The following is a 17180-nucleotide window of genomic DNA, read 5'->3' on the forward strand; positions in this document are numbered from 1 at the left end:
CGTGAGCGCGCTGCTGGACAGCGGCGCCGCGCCGGCGTGGGACAGCGTGCGGCGGCCGATCCGGCTGCTGACCTTCAGCACGCTGTATCCCCATGCGGCGCGGCCCAACCACGGCGTCTTCGTCGAAAACCGCCTGCGCCACCTGGTCGCCGGGGGTGAGGCGGAAAGCATCACCCTGGCGCCCGTGCCCTGGACTCCTATGCCCTGGCGCGGCTTCCGCAACGCCACCCCGGCCGAGGAAATCCGGCATGGGCTGCGCGTGCTGCATCCGCCCTTCCTGGCGGTGCCGGGCCTGGGGCTGCTGACCACGCCGACCAGCCTGTATGCCGCCGCGCGGCCCGCCCTGGCGCGGCTGCTGGCCGAGGGCTGCGTCTTCGATGCGATCGACGGGCATTACCTCTACCCGGATGGCGTGGTCGCGCTGCGCCTGGGCCGGGAGTTCGGGCTGCCGGTGGTGCTGACGGCGCGGGGGTCGGATGTCAGCCAGTTGCCGGATCATTGGCCGGCACGCGGTGCCATCCTGCGGGCGATCCGGGATGCGGATGCGCTGATCGCGGTCAGCCAGGGGCTGAAGGACGGGCTGGTGGCGCTGGGCGCTTCGGCGGCCAGGGTGACGGTGCTGCGCAACGGCGTGGACCTGGACGCGTTCCGCCCGCCCGGGGACCGCGCCGCGACGCGGGCGGCGCTTGGGCTGGGGGATGGTCCGGCCCTGCTGTCGGTCGGCCACCTGATCGAACGCAAGGGCCACGACCGCATCATCGCAGCCCTGCCGTCCCTGCCGGGCCATGGCCTGCTGATCGTCGGCGACGGCCCCGACCGGGCGGCGCTGGGCGCCCTGGCCGAACGGCTTGGGGTGGCCGACCGGGTGCGCTTCGAGGGTCCCAGGCCCCATGCCGCGCTGCCCACCTATTATGGCGCGGCGGATGCGCTGATCCTGGCGTCCAGCCGTGAGGGCTGGGCCAATGTGTTGCTGGAGGCGATGGCCTGCGGCACCCCGGCCATCGCCAGCCCCGCCTGGGGCAGCCGTGAGGCGGTGCGTGCGCCCGAAGCCGGGCTGGTGCTGCCGGATGCCAGCCCCGAGGCCATCGCCGCCGGCGTGCGCCAGCTTCTGGCCAACCCCCCGAACCGCGCCGCGACCCGCGCCTATGCCGAGGGGTTTGGCTGGGAGGCGACGACGCAGGGGCAGTTGGCGGTGTTCCGCAAGGTCCTGAACGAGGCATCGCGATGAAGCGCCGCGTCCTGCTGGCGGCGGGCCTGGCCCTGCCGCGCCTGGCTGCCGCCCAATCGCCGCCGGCCATCGCCTGCGTGGAACGGCCCGGCGACATCGTGCGGCTGATGCTGGAGGGGTTTGGCACCCCGGCCGGGCGCATCGCGGTCTTTGGCCAGGCGTTCCGGCCTGGCGCCCTGCCGTCGGGCCGTGGGCTGGCGGCCCGGATCGATGGTGGTGCGGCCTTGCCGGTGCAGGTCGACATCAACAGCCGGCACCCGGATGGCTCGGCACGGCTGGCGGTCATCGCGCTGTCCTGCCCGGCCCTGCCCGCGCGCGCCACCGCCACCGTGGTCCTGGCAGCGGCGGCGCAAGCCGATGCGCCGGTGCTGGACGTGGCCGCGGCGCTGGCGGCGCACCGGGCGGAGATCCAGGTCGGCAATTGGCGCATGGACCTGCTGGCGCAGTTCCAGGCGGCGCTGGCGGCGCGGCCGTGGCAGCGCGGCCCGCTGGCGGTGCAGGCACGGATCGCCACGGCGCTGCCGCCGGCGGCGGTGGGCGGGGTCGCCTCGGTGCGGCTGGTGGCTGATGTGTCGCTGCGGGCGGATGGCTCGCTGTGGGTGGATGCCTGGCTGCGCAATGATGTCGCCATGCAGCCGAATGGCGGTGCCGCCGCCTACCCGCTGCATCTCGTGCTGGATGGCGGCGATGCGCTGCGCGCCGAGATCGGCCGCCAGCACCAGTACACCGCCTGGGGGCGGCTGCGTGGCACGGCGCCCGCCCCGCCCCGGATACGGCACGATGCGACCTACCTGGCCGATACCGGCGCGGTCGCGCGCTACGACCTGTCGGCCGGGGTGGATGAGGCGATCCTGCGTCGCCTGGGCGATACGGTGCTGGCCCCTGGCTGGGCCACGCCGCTGGGGCCGCGCGACATCACGCAGAACATGTACCAGGCGGGCGGACGGTCCGACATCGGCCCCGCGACCCTGGCGCAGGCGGTCTGGCTGATGACCGGCGATGCCCGGGCGGCTGCCTATGCCGAAGGCCAGGCCGAGGCCGCCGGCAGCATCCCCTGGCATTTCTGGGACGGGGCGCGCGGTGGCTGGATGGACCCGACCCGTTTCCGGGCCCTGTGGACCGATGGGCGCGGCGGCCGCCCGCCCGGGGGGCTGGCGCAGCCCATCGCCGGGGACACGGGGTGGGAGCCCGATTGCGCACATCAGCCCGACCTGTGCTTCGTGCCCTTCCTGCTGACCGGGCGGCGCGCGCTGCTGGATAATCTGCAGGCCCAGGCGAGCTGGTGCGTGCTGTCGCAGTGGCCGGCCCCGACCGCGCGCGGCGCCGCCGGCGCGACCGGGGTGGGTGAGGGTGTGAATGTGGTGCGCGGCAACCAGGTGCGCGGCAGTGCCTGGTCGCTGCGCCAGTTGGACAATGCCGGTTGGGCCAGCCCCGACAACGACCCGGCGCTGCCCTGGCTGCGCGCCGCATCGGCCGGCAACTGGGGCTGGCTGCGCGCCAACCTGGCCGGCTGGTCTTCGCAACAGGGTGAGGCGCAGGGCTGGATCCCCGGCGAATACGGCACAGCCGGGGTGCTGGTGCCGTGGCAGCAGGATTACTTCGCCTCGACCGCGGCCAATGCGGCGCGGCGCGGCGATGCCGATGCGCGGGCGGTGCTGGAATGGATGTCTGGCTTCCTGGTCGGGCGCTTCAAGGCGGGTCCGCGCGGCTTTTCGCCCAACGATGGGGTCGCCTACCAGATCGCGATCATCGGCGATGGCGGGCGGGTCTTGCGGCAATGGGCGGAGATCGGCGCGGCCACGCGCGCGCGAGGGCTGTCGAACGAGACGGGCTGGAGCAAGGCGCAAGGCAATTTTGCGCAACTGGCGATCCAGAGCCTGGCGGCGCTGTCCGACGTGCTGGACACGCAGGATGCGGCCAGCGCCTATGCCTGGCTGGCGGCATCCGGCGCGCCCTTCATCGGCGCGCGGGATTTTGCGCGCGATCCGCTGCTGAACATCGTGCCACGTGGGCGGCCACGCACAGGATCCGCGGCGCGCTGCCGGGCATAGGCGTGACGCCGCCCCGGTCGTCCACCCGTCTCCGGCTGCGGGCGGTGACGGCCAGGATCGCTCGGCTTGATGCGGATCGCGGGCCGAGTTGTTAATAAATAATTGACGCGGTCGCGCGACAGCGCTTTTTGTGTGGGGTAGTCCGCTGACGACCCAGCCGCAAAATGCACCAAGGCGCGTAGATCGAGGTCATTCTGATGTGGACGTGCCGTATTCGTGGCCTTGCCCTGTGCGGCATGTTGCTTTTCGCGGGACAAGCCGCCCCGGCCTGGGCGGCCGACGATCCGTTCGAGGACACGAACCGCTGGATCCACGGGTTCAATCGCGCCGTGCAAACCATGGTCCTGAACCCGTTGGTCGAGGCCTATCACGCCGTCGCGCCCGAACGCCTGCGCCTGGGCATCGGCAATGCGATGACCAACCTGGCCGAGCCGATGACCGCCGTGACCGGGCTTTTCGCCGGGCGGTTTGAATTGGCTGCGAATGCGGTGACGCGCTTTGGCATCAACTCGACCATCGGCATCGTGGGTATTCATGACCGCGCCAGCGAGATGGGCTATCCGCGCCAGCGCTTCACCGCGGCGGACACCTTGTGCAGTTGGGGTGTGCCGAGTGGTCCGTTCCTCGTGCTGCCGTTGCTCGGGCCGTCCAGCCTGCGGGATGCCGGTGCACGGATCGGTGTCGCGCTGGCATTGTCCGAGGTGCTGGGATCGGAGCCCGTTCTCGCCTTCGCGGGGAGCGAGGCGTTTGTCGGCTACGCGCAGATCCACGACGAGGTCAGGCGCGTCGAGGCGGACTCGCTCGATCCCTACGCGGTCTATCGCAGCGCCTATCGCCAGCAGCGCGCCGCGATGTGCGAGACGGATCGACAGGTGCTGATGGCCGGCGCCGAGGAGGATGAGTCCGACACGCGATAGACCGCGATGCGTTCGCATGGCGCTCCTGCTTGTTGTTCTGTCGCGTGATTCAGCCCTTCGGCGATCACGCGCTAACGTCCGCGGCATAGCAGGCGAGGGCGGCCATTCGGCGCCACCACCACCCGCGCCTGCCGCCCGGGCGCGCAGAGCCCCGCCAGCGTGCGGGGCGTGCCCAACGCAGTCCCGCCGGCGACACGGGAGATCGTGACCCGGGAATGATAGGCCAGGCCTCGGCCGGGGACCGCGGAATGGTATTGCGCCACGGCTTCGGCCCAATTGCCGGTGCGCGCGCGCAGTTCACCCAGGAAGTGCGCGGCATAGGCGACGTTGGCGGTCGGATCGAAGGCCGTGTCCAGGTCCGGGAAGGCGCCTGGGTGGTGCAGCAGGTTCACCTGCATGCAGCCGACGTCCACGGAACGGATGTCGCGCGCCCGCAGCGCCGTGACCTGCGCGATCGCGGCCTCGGCGGTGTTGGGGAAGTGGCTGCCGCCATCGGCGTTGATGGCGAAGGGCCATGGCGCCACGCCGCCCGTGGGGGCGGGCCTGCCGCTTTCGACGCGGGCGATGGCCAGCATCAGGCCGGGCGGCACCCCGGTGCCACGCTCCGCCACCGCAATGGCGCGGCCGCAGGCGGTCCAGGGATCGGCGGCGATGGCCGGCGGCGCCAGCGGAAGCTGTGGCAGCAGGAGAATGAGCGCGCATCGCAGGCGGCCCCATTGCCGCGCATCAAACCCGTTCACCTGGGCTGCAGGGCTTGCGCGAAAGCGGCCGCCAGCATCGCCCGCACGCGCACCGCCTCCACGGCCTTGTCACCCGTCGGTGCGCGTTCGAGCACCAGCTTGATCGAGGCGAGAAGTGCCGCTGCCAGGGCGGCGCGTTCCTCCGCGGGCGCGCGGTCCAGCAACCGGCGGACGGCCTCTTGGACCGCGGTGTCCCCTCCCCGGGTTGTCATCTGATGTGCCCTGTCTGATGCGGCGGAACGGGGGTCCACCCGCGAACTTGTGCACGTCTTCCATCGAAGCTGGAACTGGCAGATTGAGCGCTTTGCATCGAATAAATCGGAACATTCCGCGTGGTCTTTGGCGATCCTCACATTGGAATAGGCGGACGACCCCGCCAATCGTGAAAAACACCACCCGCAGCGTGAAAGGCTTCTCCAAAGCAGCTATCGGGAGGCCGGCGGTGTGCCCGATGAGTCCTGCGGAGCCTTTTAAAACATGGTGTTATCCCGGTTTGCTAAATGCACATGAAAGAGGCGACCGGATTTTTCAATGACACCCTCGACGGTTACATTCTTCATGTTGGCGAAAGAGCTTCAGAGGAACCTCAAGCCAACGCGGAGAACGACGATGTCTCAAAGACTGGCACCCCTGCACCCATCGAATGACGCCGTGGAGATCATCCACGAGCTTGCATCCTATGCGCATCAGAATGGGTTGACGCTTGCCAGCGACGCGTTGGTCGAATTGCTGGCGGTGCTCGCGCAGTCGGCCAGCGCGACACATTAGTCGCCAGGCGCAAGCAACTGGGCGCTGGTCGACGATCAGGCGCCCGTTGGCGTTAAGCCGTTCCTGCGTCGCCGGACCAATGTCGATGGCTGAAGCTGTGCATCAAGCGCTGCGCGTGGCGCCGCCGCCAGGACGCGGTCAGCAGGCTTGCCAGCAAAGCGGGACCGATCTGCTGGGCCGTTCCTGGGGCGCGCCGCCCCATGGTTTCACGTAACGTTTCGCCTTTGCGAAAAATATGACTCTGAAAAATGTGATATTGACGTTTCACAGTTTAGAAAGGCACATTCGACGGCGCTGACAGACCGGGGCTCGGAAAGCCGCAGCGCCGGACGGAGGACCCGCATGAAAGCCTTGATGGGCATCCGCACACCGGATGCGTCGCGGCCTGTGACGACGGCACAGCCGCAGCGGACCCCACCCTCCGCCCTCGGCGATGGCACCGCGATCGCGACGCAAGGGGCCGCGCCGTGCACGCAGCAGGACGTGGCGCTGGTCGTCGCGGTCGTGTGGTGACGGCCCAGGTCCTCTCTGGTGACATCGCCGCCTTGCCGCCGCCTGCCATCCTGGCGGTGCTGGCGGCGCGGCACCCCGGGCGCGTGGCCATCCTCTCCTCCTTCGGGGCGGAGGCGGCGATCCTGCTGCATCTGGCGGCCCTGGTGGATCCGGCGATTCCGGTCCTGTTCCTCGACACCCAGCGCCATTTTCCTGAAACCCTGGCCCATCGCGACGATCTGGTGCGGCGCCTGGGGCTGACCGGCGTGCGCGACATCCGCCCCGATGGGGCCGAGGTCGCCGCCGAAGATCCCTTTGGCGCGCTGTGGATCGCCGGCGCCGACGCCTGCTGCGCGCTGCGCAAGGTGCGGCCGCTGGACCACGCCCTGGCGGGCTTCGATGTCATCGTCGATGGCCGTAAGCGGCATCATGGCCAGGCGCGCAGCGACTTGGCCATGGTCCGGCATGACGGGCTGCGCCTGCGGGTGTCGCCCCTGGTGGCCTGGGATGCGGTGGAAGTCGCGGCCTATCGCCGCCGCCACGCCCTTCCGGCGCATCCGCTGGCCGCGCGGGGCTATGCCTCGATCGGATGCGAACCCTGTACCAGCCCGGTCGCAGCCGGCGAGGCGCCACGCGCCGGGCGCTGGCGCGGCGCCGACAAGACCGAATGCGGAATCCACCGCCCCCCACCGCCTCTGCCGAAAGCCAAGACCCGTACCATGGACGACCTCGACCAGTTGGAAGCCGACAGCCTGTACATCCTGCGCGAGGCCTATAGCCGCGTGCGCCCCCTGGCGCTGCTCTGGTCGCTCGGCAAGGACAGCAATGTGCTGATCTGGCTGGCGCGAAAGGCCTTTCTGGGCCGCGTGCCGTTTCCGGTCATGCACCTGGATACCGGGCTGGAGTTCCCCGAGGCCTATGCGTTCCGCGACCGCTATGCGGCGGAATGGGGCCTCGACCTCATCGCCGATGCCTGCCCGCCGTTGGAGGCGACGGACCCGACGCTGATGCCCTCCAGCCGCGTCGCCGCGCGCAAGACCGAGGGGCTGCGCGCCGCCCTGCTACGCTACGGGCTGAACGGGGTCATCGCCGGCATTCGCCGCGACGAACAGGCGACCCGTGCCAAGGAACGCATCGTCAGCCCACGCGCCGATGACGGCGCCTGGGATTTCCGCGACCAGCCGCCGGAATTCTGGGACCTGTATAACCTGGACCGCCCGCCGGGGTCGCATGTGCGGATCCATCCGCTGCTGCGTTGGACCGAGCTGGACGTCTGGCGCTACATCGCGCGTGAGGAGATTCCCGTCTGCGAGCTGTATTTTGCGCGCGGCGGGCAGCGCTACCGATCGCTTGGCGAAGTCGGCATCACCCATCCGATCGCGAGCGACGCTGCCGACATCACCGCCATCCTCGCCGAATTGCGCGCCACCACCGACCCCGAACGCGCGGGGCGCAGCATGGATCATGAGAGCGAGGACGCGTTCGAGCGCCTGCGCGTGGGAGGCTACCTGTGACCGTGTCGCGCGAGGGCGATCTGCCTGAAGGCGAGGAGGCCGGCTTCCCGGTCGTGATCGTCGGCCATGTGGACCACGGCAAATCGACCTTGGTCGGGCGCCTGTTGCACGATACGGGCGCGCTGCCCCCCGCGCGTATCGCGGCGCTGCGGGAACAATCGGCGAAGCGTGGGCTCGACCTCGAATTCTCCTTCCTGCTCGACAGCCTGCAGGTTGAGCGCGACCAGGGCATCACGGTGGATGCGGCGCAGGTCTGGTTCCGCGGCGCGCGCCGGCGCTATGCGGTGCTGGATGCGCCGGGCCACGCCGAATTCCTGCGCAACATGGTGACCGGCGCGGCGCAGGCCGATGCCGCTGTGCTGGTGGTGGATGCGGAACAGGGGGTTGGCGAGCAGACGCGGCGCCACCTGTACCTGCTGTCGATCCTGGGCATCGCCAATGTCGTCGTCGCGGTGAACAAGATGGACCGCGTCGGCTGGGGCGAGGCGCGTTTTTCCGCGCTGGTCGCCGAACTCGGCACCTACCTCGGGGCGCTCGGGCTGCGTGCGGCGCGCTATGTGCCGCTGTCGGCGCGCCATGGCGACAATGTCGTGACCGGCAGCGACGCGGCCCCCTGGTATGAGGGGCCGAGCCTGGTCGCGGCGCTGGACGCGCTGCCGCCGCGCGTGCGGCCAACCGCCTTGCCGCTGCGGCTGCCTGTGCAGGACATCTATCGCATCGGCGACAAGCGCGCCCTGGTCGGGCGGTTGGAGACGGGGCGCATCGCCGTCGGCGACGAGGTTTTGCTGGCACCTGGCGGGCGGCGCGCGAAAGTGCTGAGCCTGGAGGGCTGGGGCGGGCCGCCACGCATCGCCGCCAGCGCCGGTGAAAGCGTCGCGGTGGTGCTGGATCGCGATGTCTTCGCCGAACGCGGCCATGTGCTGGGCGCCACCGATACGCCGCCCACCGAGGCGCATGCCGTGACCGTGCGCCTGTTTTGGCTCGACCCCCAGCCGCTGCTGGAAGGCGAGCGGCTGATCCTGCGCCACGGCACCGCGGAAACCCGCGCGGCGGTGGAGGCGATCGAGGCGGTCATCGACGTCGATGCGCTGACCTCGGCCCCGGCCAAGCAGTTGGAACGCAACGGGGTGGCGCGGGCGCGGTTGCGGGCGCGGCGACCCTTGGCGCTCGACACCTATGGCAGCAGCCCGAACACCGGGCGCGGCGTGCTGGTGCGCAACCACCGCATCGTCGGCGGCTTCGTGGTCGAGGCGCTGGAACAGGCGGGCAGCAACCTGACCGCCGTCGCCGCCCCCTTGAGCGCGCAGGAACGCGCACGCGCCAATGGCCATCGCGGCGGGGTGCTGTGGCTGACGGGTCTGTCCGGTTCGGGCAAGAGCACCCTGGGCACGCGGGCGGTGCGCGAACTGGCCGCGCGCGGCGTGCAGGCAACCCTGCTGGACGGCGACAATCTGCGCACCGGGCTGAACCGCGACCTTGGTTTCCGTGCGGAGGACCGGGCGGAGAACGTGCGCCGCACGGCGGAAGCGGCCGCCTTGATCGCCGACGCGGGGCTGGTCGCCGTGGTGGCGCTGATCTCGCCAATGGAGGCCTATCGCGCGGAGGCACGGCGGATCATCGGCGACCGCTTCCGCGAGGTGTATCTGTCCACCGACTTGGCGACCTGCGAGGCGCGGGATCCCAAAGGCCTGTATCGCCGCGCGCGTGAAGACAGGCTGGCGGATTTCACCGGCGTCTCTGCGCCCTATGAGGCGCCGCGCAACGCCGAGCTGGTGCTGGACACGGGGCGGTTGGACGAGGGCACATCCACGCAACGCCTGGTCGGACTGGCTCTGGAGGCCTTTGCCTTGGATGGCGCCGCGGATCGCGCGGCGTGAACCGGGGGCGGGGCTGAAATTTTCACATCACGTGACGTATGAACTTGTGAATCACTTTGAAGACGCGTAAATACACTCAGGCCGGCGACCACTGACGTCGCTTCCATGGGGACCACCGACATGCACAGCCCTTCCCGCCCGTCCCCTCATCCCGCCGCGTCGCGGCCGATGGCGGCGATGATGTGCGGGATGGGCTGTCCGGGCTCCCGCCGCGGCTAAGCCGCCCGCTTCCCCCCTTCCTGATCCTTCGACTGCCACTCAGACGCCGCGGCTCGCGGCGCGGGAGACTCATATGCGTCATTCCATTCCCGTCCTCGACGGCGGTGCCCTGATTGCCGTTGCCGCCCAGGGCGATGCCGGCTGGTTCCTGATCGCTATCGACGCGCGGCTGGAGGAGTTGGACCGCGCCAATTTCCCCAGCGCGCCCGATGTGGAACGCGCGGCCCGGGCTTACCTGCGCCGCAACCATCCCATCACCGCCTTTTGCTGGGGTGCGGCCGACCTGGGCCAGGGCGAGCGGGTCGGCGCGTGAGCGCTGCCCTGCGCCCAGCCGAGACGGCGGCACCGCTGATCGCGGCGATTGCCGCCGCCGCTGGGCGCCATGATCGCGACGGCAGCTTCCCCTTCGACAGCCTGGCGCTGCTGCGCGATGCCGGTGTGCTGGCGCTGACGGTGCCGGCGGCGCTGGGTGGCGGCGGCGCGGGGCTGCGGTTGGCGGCGGATGCCGTGCGCGAGGTCGGCGCCGCTTGCCCCGCGACCGCGCTGGTGCTGGCGATGCAGCTCGGCAAGCAGGCCGGCCTGGCGCGAAACCAGGCCTGGCCGGCGGCGCTGCGCGAGAAGGTCGGGCGGCTTGCCGTGACCGAAGGCGCGCTGATCAACGCCGCACGGGTGGAACCGGAGCTTGGTTCGCCCACCCGTGGCGGCCTGCCGGCCACCATCGCCCGGCGCACCGCGACGGGTTGGCGGATCTCCGGCCACAAGCGCTACGTCACCGGGGTGCCCGCGCTGCATTTCATCGAGGTGCTGGCCCGCACTGACGAGGCGTCGCCGCGCCTTGGCATGTTTCTCGTCACAGCCGGCACGCCGGGGCTGGAGATACGCGAGACCTGGGATCACCTCGGCCTGCGCGCATCGGGCAGCCATGACCTGGTCCTGACGGATGTGGAGGTCCCGGCCGCCAATGCCATCGGCCTGGCGCCGGCGGCGACATGGCGTGGCAGCGATGCGGTGCAGGCCGCGTGGAACGCGCTGCTGGTCGGGGCCGTCTACACCGGCGTCGCGCAGGCGGCGCGGGATTGGGTGCGGGGGTTTTTGCGCGCCCGGCGGCCCACGGGCCTGGGCGCCACCCTGGCGACTGCGCCCACCGTGCAACAGGCGGTGGGTGCCATCGAGGCGCGGTTGATCGGCAACCGGCGCATCACCGCATCGCTGGCGGCGGACACCGATGCCGGAACCCCGCCATCGGCGACCGAAAGCGGCGCGGTCAAGGCCGTGCTCTCCGCCAACGCCCTGGCCGCGGTCCAGGCCGCGGTCGCGCTGGCGGGCAACCACGGGTTGGACCGCAAGAACCCGCTGGAACGCCACTGGCGCGATGTGCAGTGCGCCGGGGTGCATGTGCCGACCGAAGACGCGGCCTTTGGCGCAGCCGGCCGCGATGCCCTTCTTGCAGGAGATTCGGAATGATCGACGTGACCTTGCGGAGCCTCGGGGTTCTGCTCTTTGCCGTGGCGCTCGTCTCGCTGGCCGGGCTGGTGCGCCCATGACGCTCGGCCGCCGCACTTTTGTTGCCCTGCTGGCAGCACCCGCGCTGGCGCGCGCGCAGGATGTCTTCCCGGGCAAGACCCTGCGCTACATCTGCCCGTTCCCGCCGGGGGCCACGAACGACAATGTGTCGCGCGTGATGTCGCGCGCGCTGGCCGCGCGGCTTGGCGTGAATGTGGTGGTGGAAAATCGCGCCGGCGCGGGTGGTGCCGTGGGGGCGCGGCTGGTGGCGGAAAGCCGGCCCGATGGCCATACGCTGCTGAATGCCTCGGCCGGCAACCTGACCATCGCGCCGCATCTGGGGAATGTGGGCTATGATCCGCTGCGCGGCTTTGCGCCCATCGCGATGGCGGGCGAGTCGTATAGCCTTCTGGCGGTGAATGCCGCCTTGCCGGTGAACAGCCTGGCCGAGTTGATCGCCTACGGCCGGCGCAATCCCGGCGTGCTGAACTATGGCTCGGCCGGGATCGGTTCGGCCGGGCATCTGCGCGGTGCGCTGCTGGCCGATGCGGGTGGGTTCGAGGCGGTGCACGTGCCCTTTCCGGGCAGCGCGCCGGCCGCGAATGCGGTGATCTCGGGCGATGTGCACTTCATGATCGACCCGATCATGGCGCCGCATGTGGCGGGTGGCCGCGCCCGCGCGCTTGCGACGTTTGGCCAGGGCCGATGGGGCGCCTTTGCCGATGTGCCGAATGCGGTCGAGACCGGCATCGGGGCTGACTGGCCATCCGGCGGGTGGTTCGGGCTGTTTGCCCCGGCGCAGACGCCGCCCGCCGTGGTCGAGCGGCTGAACCAGGATTGGAACGCCAGCCTGGACGACCCGGAAGTCGCGGCCGCGCTGATCCGCTTCGGGCTGAAGCCGGAAAAGCTGACGCCGGCCGCGCTGGCCGATCGCGTGGCCCAGGACCACGCCGCCACCGGACGGGCGCTGCGGCGGCTCAACATTTCCTGAAGGAAGCCAGGACCATGACCCAACCCCTCGAATTCATCGGCATGATTTCGCCCCGGCGCAGTTCGGAAATCCACCCGGCCAGCGGGCCGGTGCTGGATGCCGACTACCTGGTGCGCTTTGCCCAGGCGCATGAGGCTGGCGGCTTCGATCGCGTGCTGCTGGCCTGGCATTCCACGCATCCGGATACGCTGCTGGTCGCGAGCCATGCGGCGGCGCATACGAAGCGCATCGGCTTCATGGTGGCCCACCGGCCGGGTTTTGTCGCGCCGACCTTGGCGGCGCGGCAGTTCGCCACCTTCGACCACCTCAGCGGTGGGCGTGCCGCGATCCACATCATCACCGGCGGCAATCCGGCCGAACAGCGCCAGGATGGCGACTTCCTTGATCACGACCAGCGTTATGCGCGATCCGATGAATATGTCGGCCTGCTGCGCCGGGTCTGGACGGAGGACAAGCCCTTCGACCACACGGGCGCGCATTACCGGGTCGAGCGCACCTTTTCCGACATCAAGCCGGTCCAAAAGCCGCATATCCCGATCTTCTTCGGCGGGTCGTCGGATGTGGCCATCGCCGCGGCGGGGCGCCATGCGGATACCTATGCCTTCTGGGGCGAAACGCTGGACCAGGCGCGCGACACCATCTTCCGCGTGCGCGAGGCCACGGCGAAGGCGGGGCGGGACCCGGCAAAGATCCGCTTCAGCCTGTCGGTGCGGCCGGTGCTGGCCGATACGGAAACGGCGGCCTGGGCACGGGCAAAGGATATTCTGGAGCGCATTCGTGAACTGCGTGGCGATGCCTTCGGCAAGGGCACGTCCAAGCCCGAAAGCCTTGGCAGCCAGCGCCTGCTGCAAGCGGCCGCGGGTGGTGCGGTGCGCGACAAGCGGCTGTGGACCGAGGTCGCCGCGGCGGTCGGCGCCGGTGCCAATACCACGGCCCTGGTCGGCACGCCCGAACAGGTGGGCGATGCGCTGGCGGATTACGCCGCGTTGGGCGTGACCACCTTCTTGATCCGTGGCTTCGACCCGCTGGAGGATGCGGTGGAGTTCGGCCGCAGCCTGCTGCCGGCGACACGGCGCGCGGTCGCGGCCCGGCTGCGTGTGCCCGAAGCGGCCTGAGGCGGGCGCTGCCCTACCCCGGCAGTTTGAACAGCTTCAGCGCATTGTCCCGCAGCACCTTGCGTAGCGGATCCGGCCGGAAATCCAGCGCCATCATGTCGTCCATGGCGCGTTCCGGATCCACCACCGTCCAGTCGGTGCCGAACAGGAATTTGTCCTGGCCATAGGTATTGGCGTAGTGCACCGCCTGCGGCGGCCAGTGCTTTGGCGCATAGGCGTCACCGGCCATGTAGATGTTCGGATGCTTCCAACAGCAACTGATCATCTCATCCGTCCAGGGGTAGCCCAGGTGGATGCCGATGATGTCCAGTTCGGGGAAATGGATCGCCACCTTGTCCAGGGTCATCGGCCGCCCGACTGAGGGCAGGCGGCGGTCCTTCTGGTACACGAGGCAGTGCCCGACCTGCATCATGATCGGCACGCCAAGCTCCGCGCAGCGCGCGTAATAGGGGTAGTAGATCGCCGCGTCGGGTGCCTCCCCGAACCAATGCGGGTAGAGGTGCGCGCCGACGAAACCGTAGTCGTTCACGGCCTTGTCCAATTCCTTCAAGCCGGCGATGCCGCGCGTCGGATCGATGCCGGCAAGGCCGGAGAAGCGGAGCGGATATTTGCGGCAGGCGTCGGCGACCCATTCATAGGGAATCTCGGTCGATCCCTTCACGCGCAGGTCGCCGCAACGCGCCGCGATCAGCAACGAGCGTTCGATACCGGCGCGATCCATCTTTTCCAGATAACCTTCGATGGTGATGCCGCGCTGGAGGTTTTCCTTCACGCGCACCTTCTTGCGAAAATCATCGTCGGTCGGGATGCGGCCCTCGGCAAAGGCCTCGGGCGTGGTCAGGTTCACCACGATGTCGATGGCGCCGTAGCCCGTGCGGGTCTTTGTGACATCGAATGCATAGCCGGAAGCGGACACGGCGGATTCCTCGATCTGTGTTGTTCAGGCGGGCAAGGTAAAACTGCCGTCAGGCACGCGCAGGCAGCGCGCCCAATGGCCAGGTGCGCGTTCATATTCCATCGGCGGCGCGTCACGGCAGGCCGGCATCGCCACGGGACAACGCCCCGCGAAGAAACATCCGGGCGGCAGGGAGAGCGGGCTTGGCACCTCACCCGTCAGCATATGGCGCGCCAGGCGTACATCTGGATCGGGCGGCAGGGCGGCGGAGAGCAGCGCCTGTGTGTAGGGATGTGTCGGTGACGCGAACAGCGCCCGCGTCGGCGCCTGTTCCACGATGCGGCCGAGGTAGAGCACGATGACCCTGTCGGTCACCAGTTCCAGCGTTTCCAGGTCATGGCTGACGAAGAGCATCGCGGCACCGATCTCCCGCCGCAATTCCTCCAGCAGTTTCAGGATGCCGGCGCGCACCGACAGGTCGAGCGAGGAGGTCGGTTCGTCCAGCACGATCAGTTTTGGGCGCAGCGCGATGGCGCGGGCGATGCAGACGCGCTGCAACTGCCCACCCGAGAGTTCATGCGGGTAGCGATCGAGCGAGGCGCCCGGCAGGTGCACGAGATCCGCCGCCTGCTCCACGGCGCGGCGGCGGGCATCGCCCTGCAATCCCGTGTGCAGCAGGAAAGGTTCCTGCAGGGAGCGGCGAATGGTCATGCGCGGGTTCAGCGCGCTCCATGGGTCCTGGAACACGATTTGCAGCCGCGCGCGCATCTCGCGGAGGCGCTTCTCCGGGACATGGGTGATGTCGGCGCCATCGAACAGGACGCTGCCTTCGCTGGCCTCCAGCAAGCGCGCGGCCATGAGGCCGATGGTGGATTTGCCCGATCCGCTTTCGCCGACCAGGCCGACGATCTCACCAGGGTTGATCGACAGGGAGACGTCGTTCACGGCATGCACCGTGCGGCCATCCGGCGTGGCGAAGCGTTTGACCAGGTTGCGCAGTTCCAGGACCGGTGCGGTCATGCCGCGGGCCGTTCGGCGAAATGGCACCAGGCGCTGTGGCCGGGTGCGACCTCCATCCCAGGCGGCAGGGTGCCGCAGCGCTCGGCACGCTGCGCACAGCGATCCTGGTAGACGCAGCCAGGCGGCAGAGCAAAAAGGTTCGGCGGCGTGCCGCCGGTCAGCCGGTATCCCGTGCTGGCGATGCGGCGCGGTGTGCTGGCCAGCAGTGCCCGCGTGTAGGGATGCGCCGGGTTGCGAAACACCTGCTTCACCGGCCCCTGTTCGACGATCGTGCCGGCGAACATCACCGCGACCCTGTCGCAGTAATGCGCGATGACGCCGAGGTCATGGGTGATCATCATCGCCCCCATGTTCCGCCGGCGCACCAGGTCGCGCAACGTGTCCAGCACCTGCGCCTGCACCGTCACATCCAGGCCGGTGGTCGGCTCGTCCGCGATCAGCAGCTTGGGGCGGTTCACCAGCGCCAGCGCCATCAGCACCCGCTGCGCCATGCCGCCCGAAAGCTGGTGCGGCCAGGCGAGCAGGCGGCGCTCCGCATCCGGGATGCCGACTTCCTCCAGCATCTCCAGCGCGCGTTGGCGGGCCGCGGCGGCGCCCACCGGCCCGCGCCGGCGCTGCATGCGGGTCAGCTGGTCGCCAATGCGCATCAGCGGATCGAGCGAAGTGCGCGGCGATTGCACCACCATGGTCAGGTCGGTGCCACGGATGCGGTTCAGCGCACGTTCGTCGAGGCCCAGCAATTCCTGCCCCGCGAAACGGGCCGACCCGCCGGCAATCCGCGCCGGGGGGCGCAGCAGGCCGAGCAGCGCCAGCGTGGTCAGCGATTTGCCGGCGCCGCTTTCGCCGACAAGGCCCAGGATCTCACCACTGTCGAGCGTGAAGCTCACGCCGTTCAAGGCGGTGGCCACGCGTGTGCGATTGTACAGGTCGCGCGCGACGAAATGGACGCGCAGGTCCTCGACCGCCAACAGGCTCATTTGCCGCTGGCCCGCCGGCGCGGATCCAGCAAATCCTGCACGCCATCGCCCAGCAGATTCAGCCCGATCACCAACAGGATCAGCGCCACGCCGGGCAGTGTTGCGACCCACCATTCGCCGGAGATCACATATTCCGCGCCCTGCCGGATCATCGCGCCCCATTCCGGCGCCGGTGCCTGGATGCCGACGCCGACGAAGGCCAGCGTCGCGGAAATGCGGACCGCCCAGGCCATGCGGATCGGCAATTGCGCCGTGGCCCCAAGGATCGCGTTGGGCAGGATGTGCACAAGCATGATCCGGCCCGTCGAACAGCCCTGCGCGCGCGCGGCCAGGACAAAGGGCGCGTTGCGCAGGGCCAGGACCTCCGCCCGCACCAGCCGGATGAAGATCGGGCTGTCGAGTAGGCCGACGACCAGCACCACGTTGACCAGCGACGGCCCGGCCGCCGCGACCACCGCCAGCGCCAGGATGATGGTCGGGAAGGCGCGCAGCACATCGGTCGTGCGCATCAAGACCTCATCCACCCAGCCGCCGCGATACCCGGCCAGCAGGCCCAGCGGCACGCCGGCTGTCAGGCTGATGAGCCCGGCCGGCAGCAGGATGGCGAAGGCATAGCGGCTGCCATGGATGATGCGCGACAGCAGGTCCATGCCATTGCCGTCGGTGCCGAACAAGAAGCCGGGTTGCGGTGGTTGCAACACGTGGTTGGGAAAACTCAGCACCGGATTATGCGGTGCCAGCCATGGCGCGAAGATCGCGACCAGGGCGAAGGCCAGAACGATCAGGAAGCCGACGGCAAACGTCGGACTGCGCCGTGCGATGCCGACCAGCAGCAGCGCGCGCGGGGGTGGGATCGCTTCGGTGGCGGACATG

The 17180-nt window shown here is 69.7% G+C and carries 17 protein-coding genes and 1 pseudogene; 12 read left to right on the plus strand and 6 right to left on the minus strand.

The window, feature by feature from the left end:
• The first annotated feature begins 1 nt into the window (after position 1).
• The 3 genes from ACQW02_RS25985 (at position 2) to ACQW02_RS25995 (ending at position 4196) form a co-directional block, all read left to right on the plus strand.
• Positions 2–1228: a glycosyltransferase family 4 protein gene (locus ACQW02_RS25985; protein WP_431282816.1), complete on the plus strand. Its 1227-nt coding sequence runs from the start codon at positions 2–4 to the stop codon at positions 1226–1228.
• Positions 1225–3279, plus strand: a complete 2055-nt coding sequence (locus tag ACQW02_RS25990; RefSeq protein ID WP_431282817.1) for a hypothetical protein — start codon at positions 1225–1227, stop codon at positions 3277–3279. Before ACQW02_RS25985 ends, ACQW02_RS25990 begins: the two co-directional genes overlap by 4 nt.
• A 197-nt stretch (positions 3280–3476) precedes the next feature.
• Positions 3477–4196, plus strand: coding sequence for an MlaA family lipoprotein (locus tag ACQW02_RS25995; RefSeq protein WP_431282818.1), 720 nt, complete (start codon positions 3477–3479; stop codon positions 4194–4196).
• A gap of 71 nt (positions 4197–4267) precedes the next feature.
• Here the strand turns inward: ACQW02_RS25995 and ACQW02_RS26000 are convergent, their stop codons facing one another.
• Positions 4268–4936 carry a lytic transglycosylase domain-containing protein gene (locus ACQW02_RS26000; protein WP_431282819.1) on the minus strand — a complete coding sequence of 223 codons (669 nt, stop codon included), beginning with the start codon at positions 4934–4936 and terminating at the stop codon, positions 4268–4270.
• Complete coding sequence (locus ACQW02_RS26005) at positions 4933–5148, minus strand: hypothetical protein (RefSeq protein ID WP_431282820.1); 216 nt, start codon at positions 5146–5148, stop codon at positions 4933–4935. The genes ACQW02_RS26000 and ACQW02_RS26005 overlap by 4 nt, the downstream gene beginning before the upstream one ends.
• 397 nt (positions 5149–5545) lie before the next feature.
• On the opposite strand from ACQW02_RS26005, the gene ACQW02_RS26010 reads away from it, so the two are divergent.
• The 9 genes and pseudogenes from ACQW02_RS26010 to ACQW02_RS26050 all read left to right on the plus strand — a co-directional run bounded on the left by ACQW02_RS26010 (position 5546) and on the right by ACQW02_RS26050 (position 13415).
• The gene (locus ACQW02_RS26010; RefSeq protein ID WP_431282821.1) at positions 5546–5704 is read left to right on the plus strand and encodes a hypothetical protein; all 159 of its coding nucleotides are present in this window, start codon (positions 5546–5548) and stop codon (positions 5702–5704) included.
• A 342-nt stretch (positions 5705–6046) separates the two neighbouring features.
• Positions 6047–6217 carry a hypothetical protein gene (locus tag ACQW02_RS26015; RefSeq protein ID WP_431282822.1) on the plus strand — a complete coding sequence of 57 codons (171 nt, stop codon included), beginning with the start codon at positions 6047–6049 and terminating at the stop codon, positions 6215–6217.
• A 56-nt stretch (positions 6218–6273) separates the two neighbouring features.
• A pseudogene (locus ACQW02_RS26020) lies at positions 6274–6819 on the plus strand (phosphoadenylyl-sulfate reductase); the annotation flags it as partial.
• Positions 6820–6915: 96 nt separating this feature from the next.
• Entirely contained in the window at positions 6916–7710 is a 795-nt protein-coding gene (gene cysD / locus ACQW02_RS26025) for a sulfate adenylyltransferase subunit CysD (RefSeq protein ID WP_431285971.1), read from the plus strand.
• Complete coding sequence (gene cysC / locus ACQW02_RS26030; protein WP_431282823.1) at positions 7707–9587, plus strand: adenylyl-sulfate kinase; 1881 nt, start codon at positions 7707–7709, stop codon at positions 9585–9587. Before cysD ends, cysC begins: the two co-directional genes overlap by 4 nt.
• 292 nt (positions 9588–9879) lie before the next feature.
• On the plus strand, positions 9880–10119 hold the full coding sequence (locus tag ACQW02_RS26035) for a hypothetical protein (RefSeq protein ID WP_431282824.1): 240 nt from the start codon (positions 9880–9882) through the stop codon (positions 10117–10119).
• On the plus strand, positions 10116–11270 hold the full coding sequence (locus ACQW02_RS26040) for an acyl-CoA dehydrogenase family protein (RefSeq protein WP_431282825.1): 1155 nt from the start codon (positions 10116–10118) through the stop codon (positions 11268–11270). Before ACQW02_RS26035 ends, ACQW02_RS26040 begins: the two co-directional genes overlap by 4 nt.
• A gap of 76 nt (positions 11271–11346) precedes the next feature.
• Positions 11347–12300: a Bug family tripartite tricarboxylate transporter substrate binding protein gene (locus ACQW02_RS26045; protein WP_431282826.1), complete on the plus strand. Its 954-nt coding sequence runs from the start codon at positions 11347–11349 to the stop codon at positions 12298–12300.
• A gap of 14 nt (positions 12301–12314) precedes the next feature.
• Positions 12315–13415: an LLM class flavin-dependent oxidoreductase gene (locus ACQW02_RS26050; RefSeq protein ID WP_431282827.1), complete on the plus strand. Its 1101-nt coding sequence runs from the start codon at positions 12315–12317 to the stop codon at positions 13413–13415.
• A 13-nt stretch (positions 13416–13428) separates the two neighbouring features.
• Here ACQW02_RS26050 and ACQW02_RS26055 read toward each other — a convergent pair whose 3' ends face one another.
• Genes ACQW02_RS26055 through ACQW02_RS26070 form a run of 4 tightly spaced genes read right to left on the minus strand, consistent with a single transcriptional unit; the run spans position 13429 to position 17179 of the window.
• Positions 13429–14331: an amidohydrolase family protein gene (locus tag ACQW02_RS26055; protein WP_431282828.1), complete on the minus strand. Its 903-nt coding sequence runs from the start codon at positions 14329–14331 to the stop codon at positions 13429–13431.
• A 24-nt stretch (positions 14332–14355) separates the two neighbouring features.
• The gene (locus tag ACQW02_RS26060) at positions 14356–15330 is read right to left on the minus strand and encodes an ABC transporter ATP-binding protein (RefSeq protein WP_431282829.1); all 975 of its coding nucleotides are present in this window, start codon (positions 15328–15330) and stop codon (positions 14356–14358) included.
• A complete protein-coding gene (locus tag ACQW02_RS26065; RefSeq protein WP_431282830.1) occupies positions 15327–16307 on the minus strand; it encodes an ABC transporter ATP-binding protein in 981 nt (326 codons plus the stop codon). The genes ACQW02_RS26060 and ACQW02_RS26065 overlap by 4 nt, the downstream gene beginning before the upstream one ends.
• Complete coding sequence (locus tag ACQW02_RS26070) at positions 16304–17179, minus strand: ABC transporter permease (RefSeq protein ID WP_431282831.1); 876 nt, start codon at positions 17177–17179, stop codon at positions 16304–16306. Before ACQW02_RS26070 ends, ACQW02_RS26065 begins: the two co-directional genes overlap by 4 nt.
• Position 17180 lies beyond the last annotated feature (1 nt).

Source organism: Humitalea sp. 24SJ18S-53 (genome assembly GCF_050632385.1).
Classification (GTDB): domain Bacteria; phylum Pseudomonadota; class Alphaproteobacteria; order Acetobacterales; family Acetobacteraceae; genus Humitalea.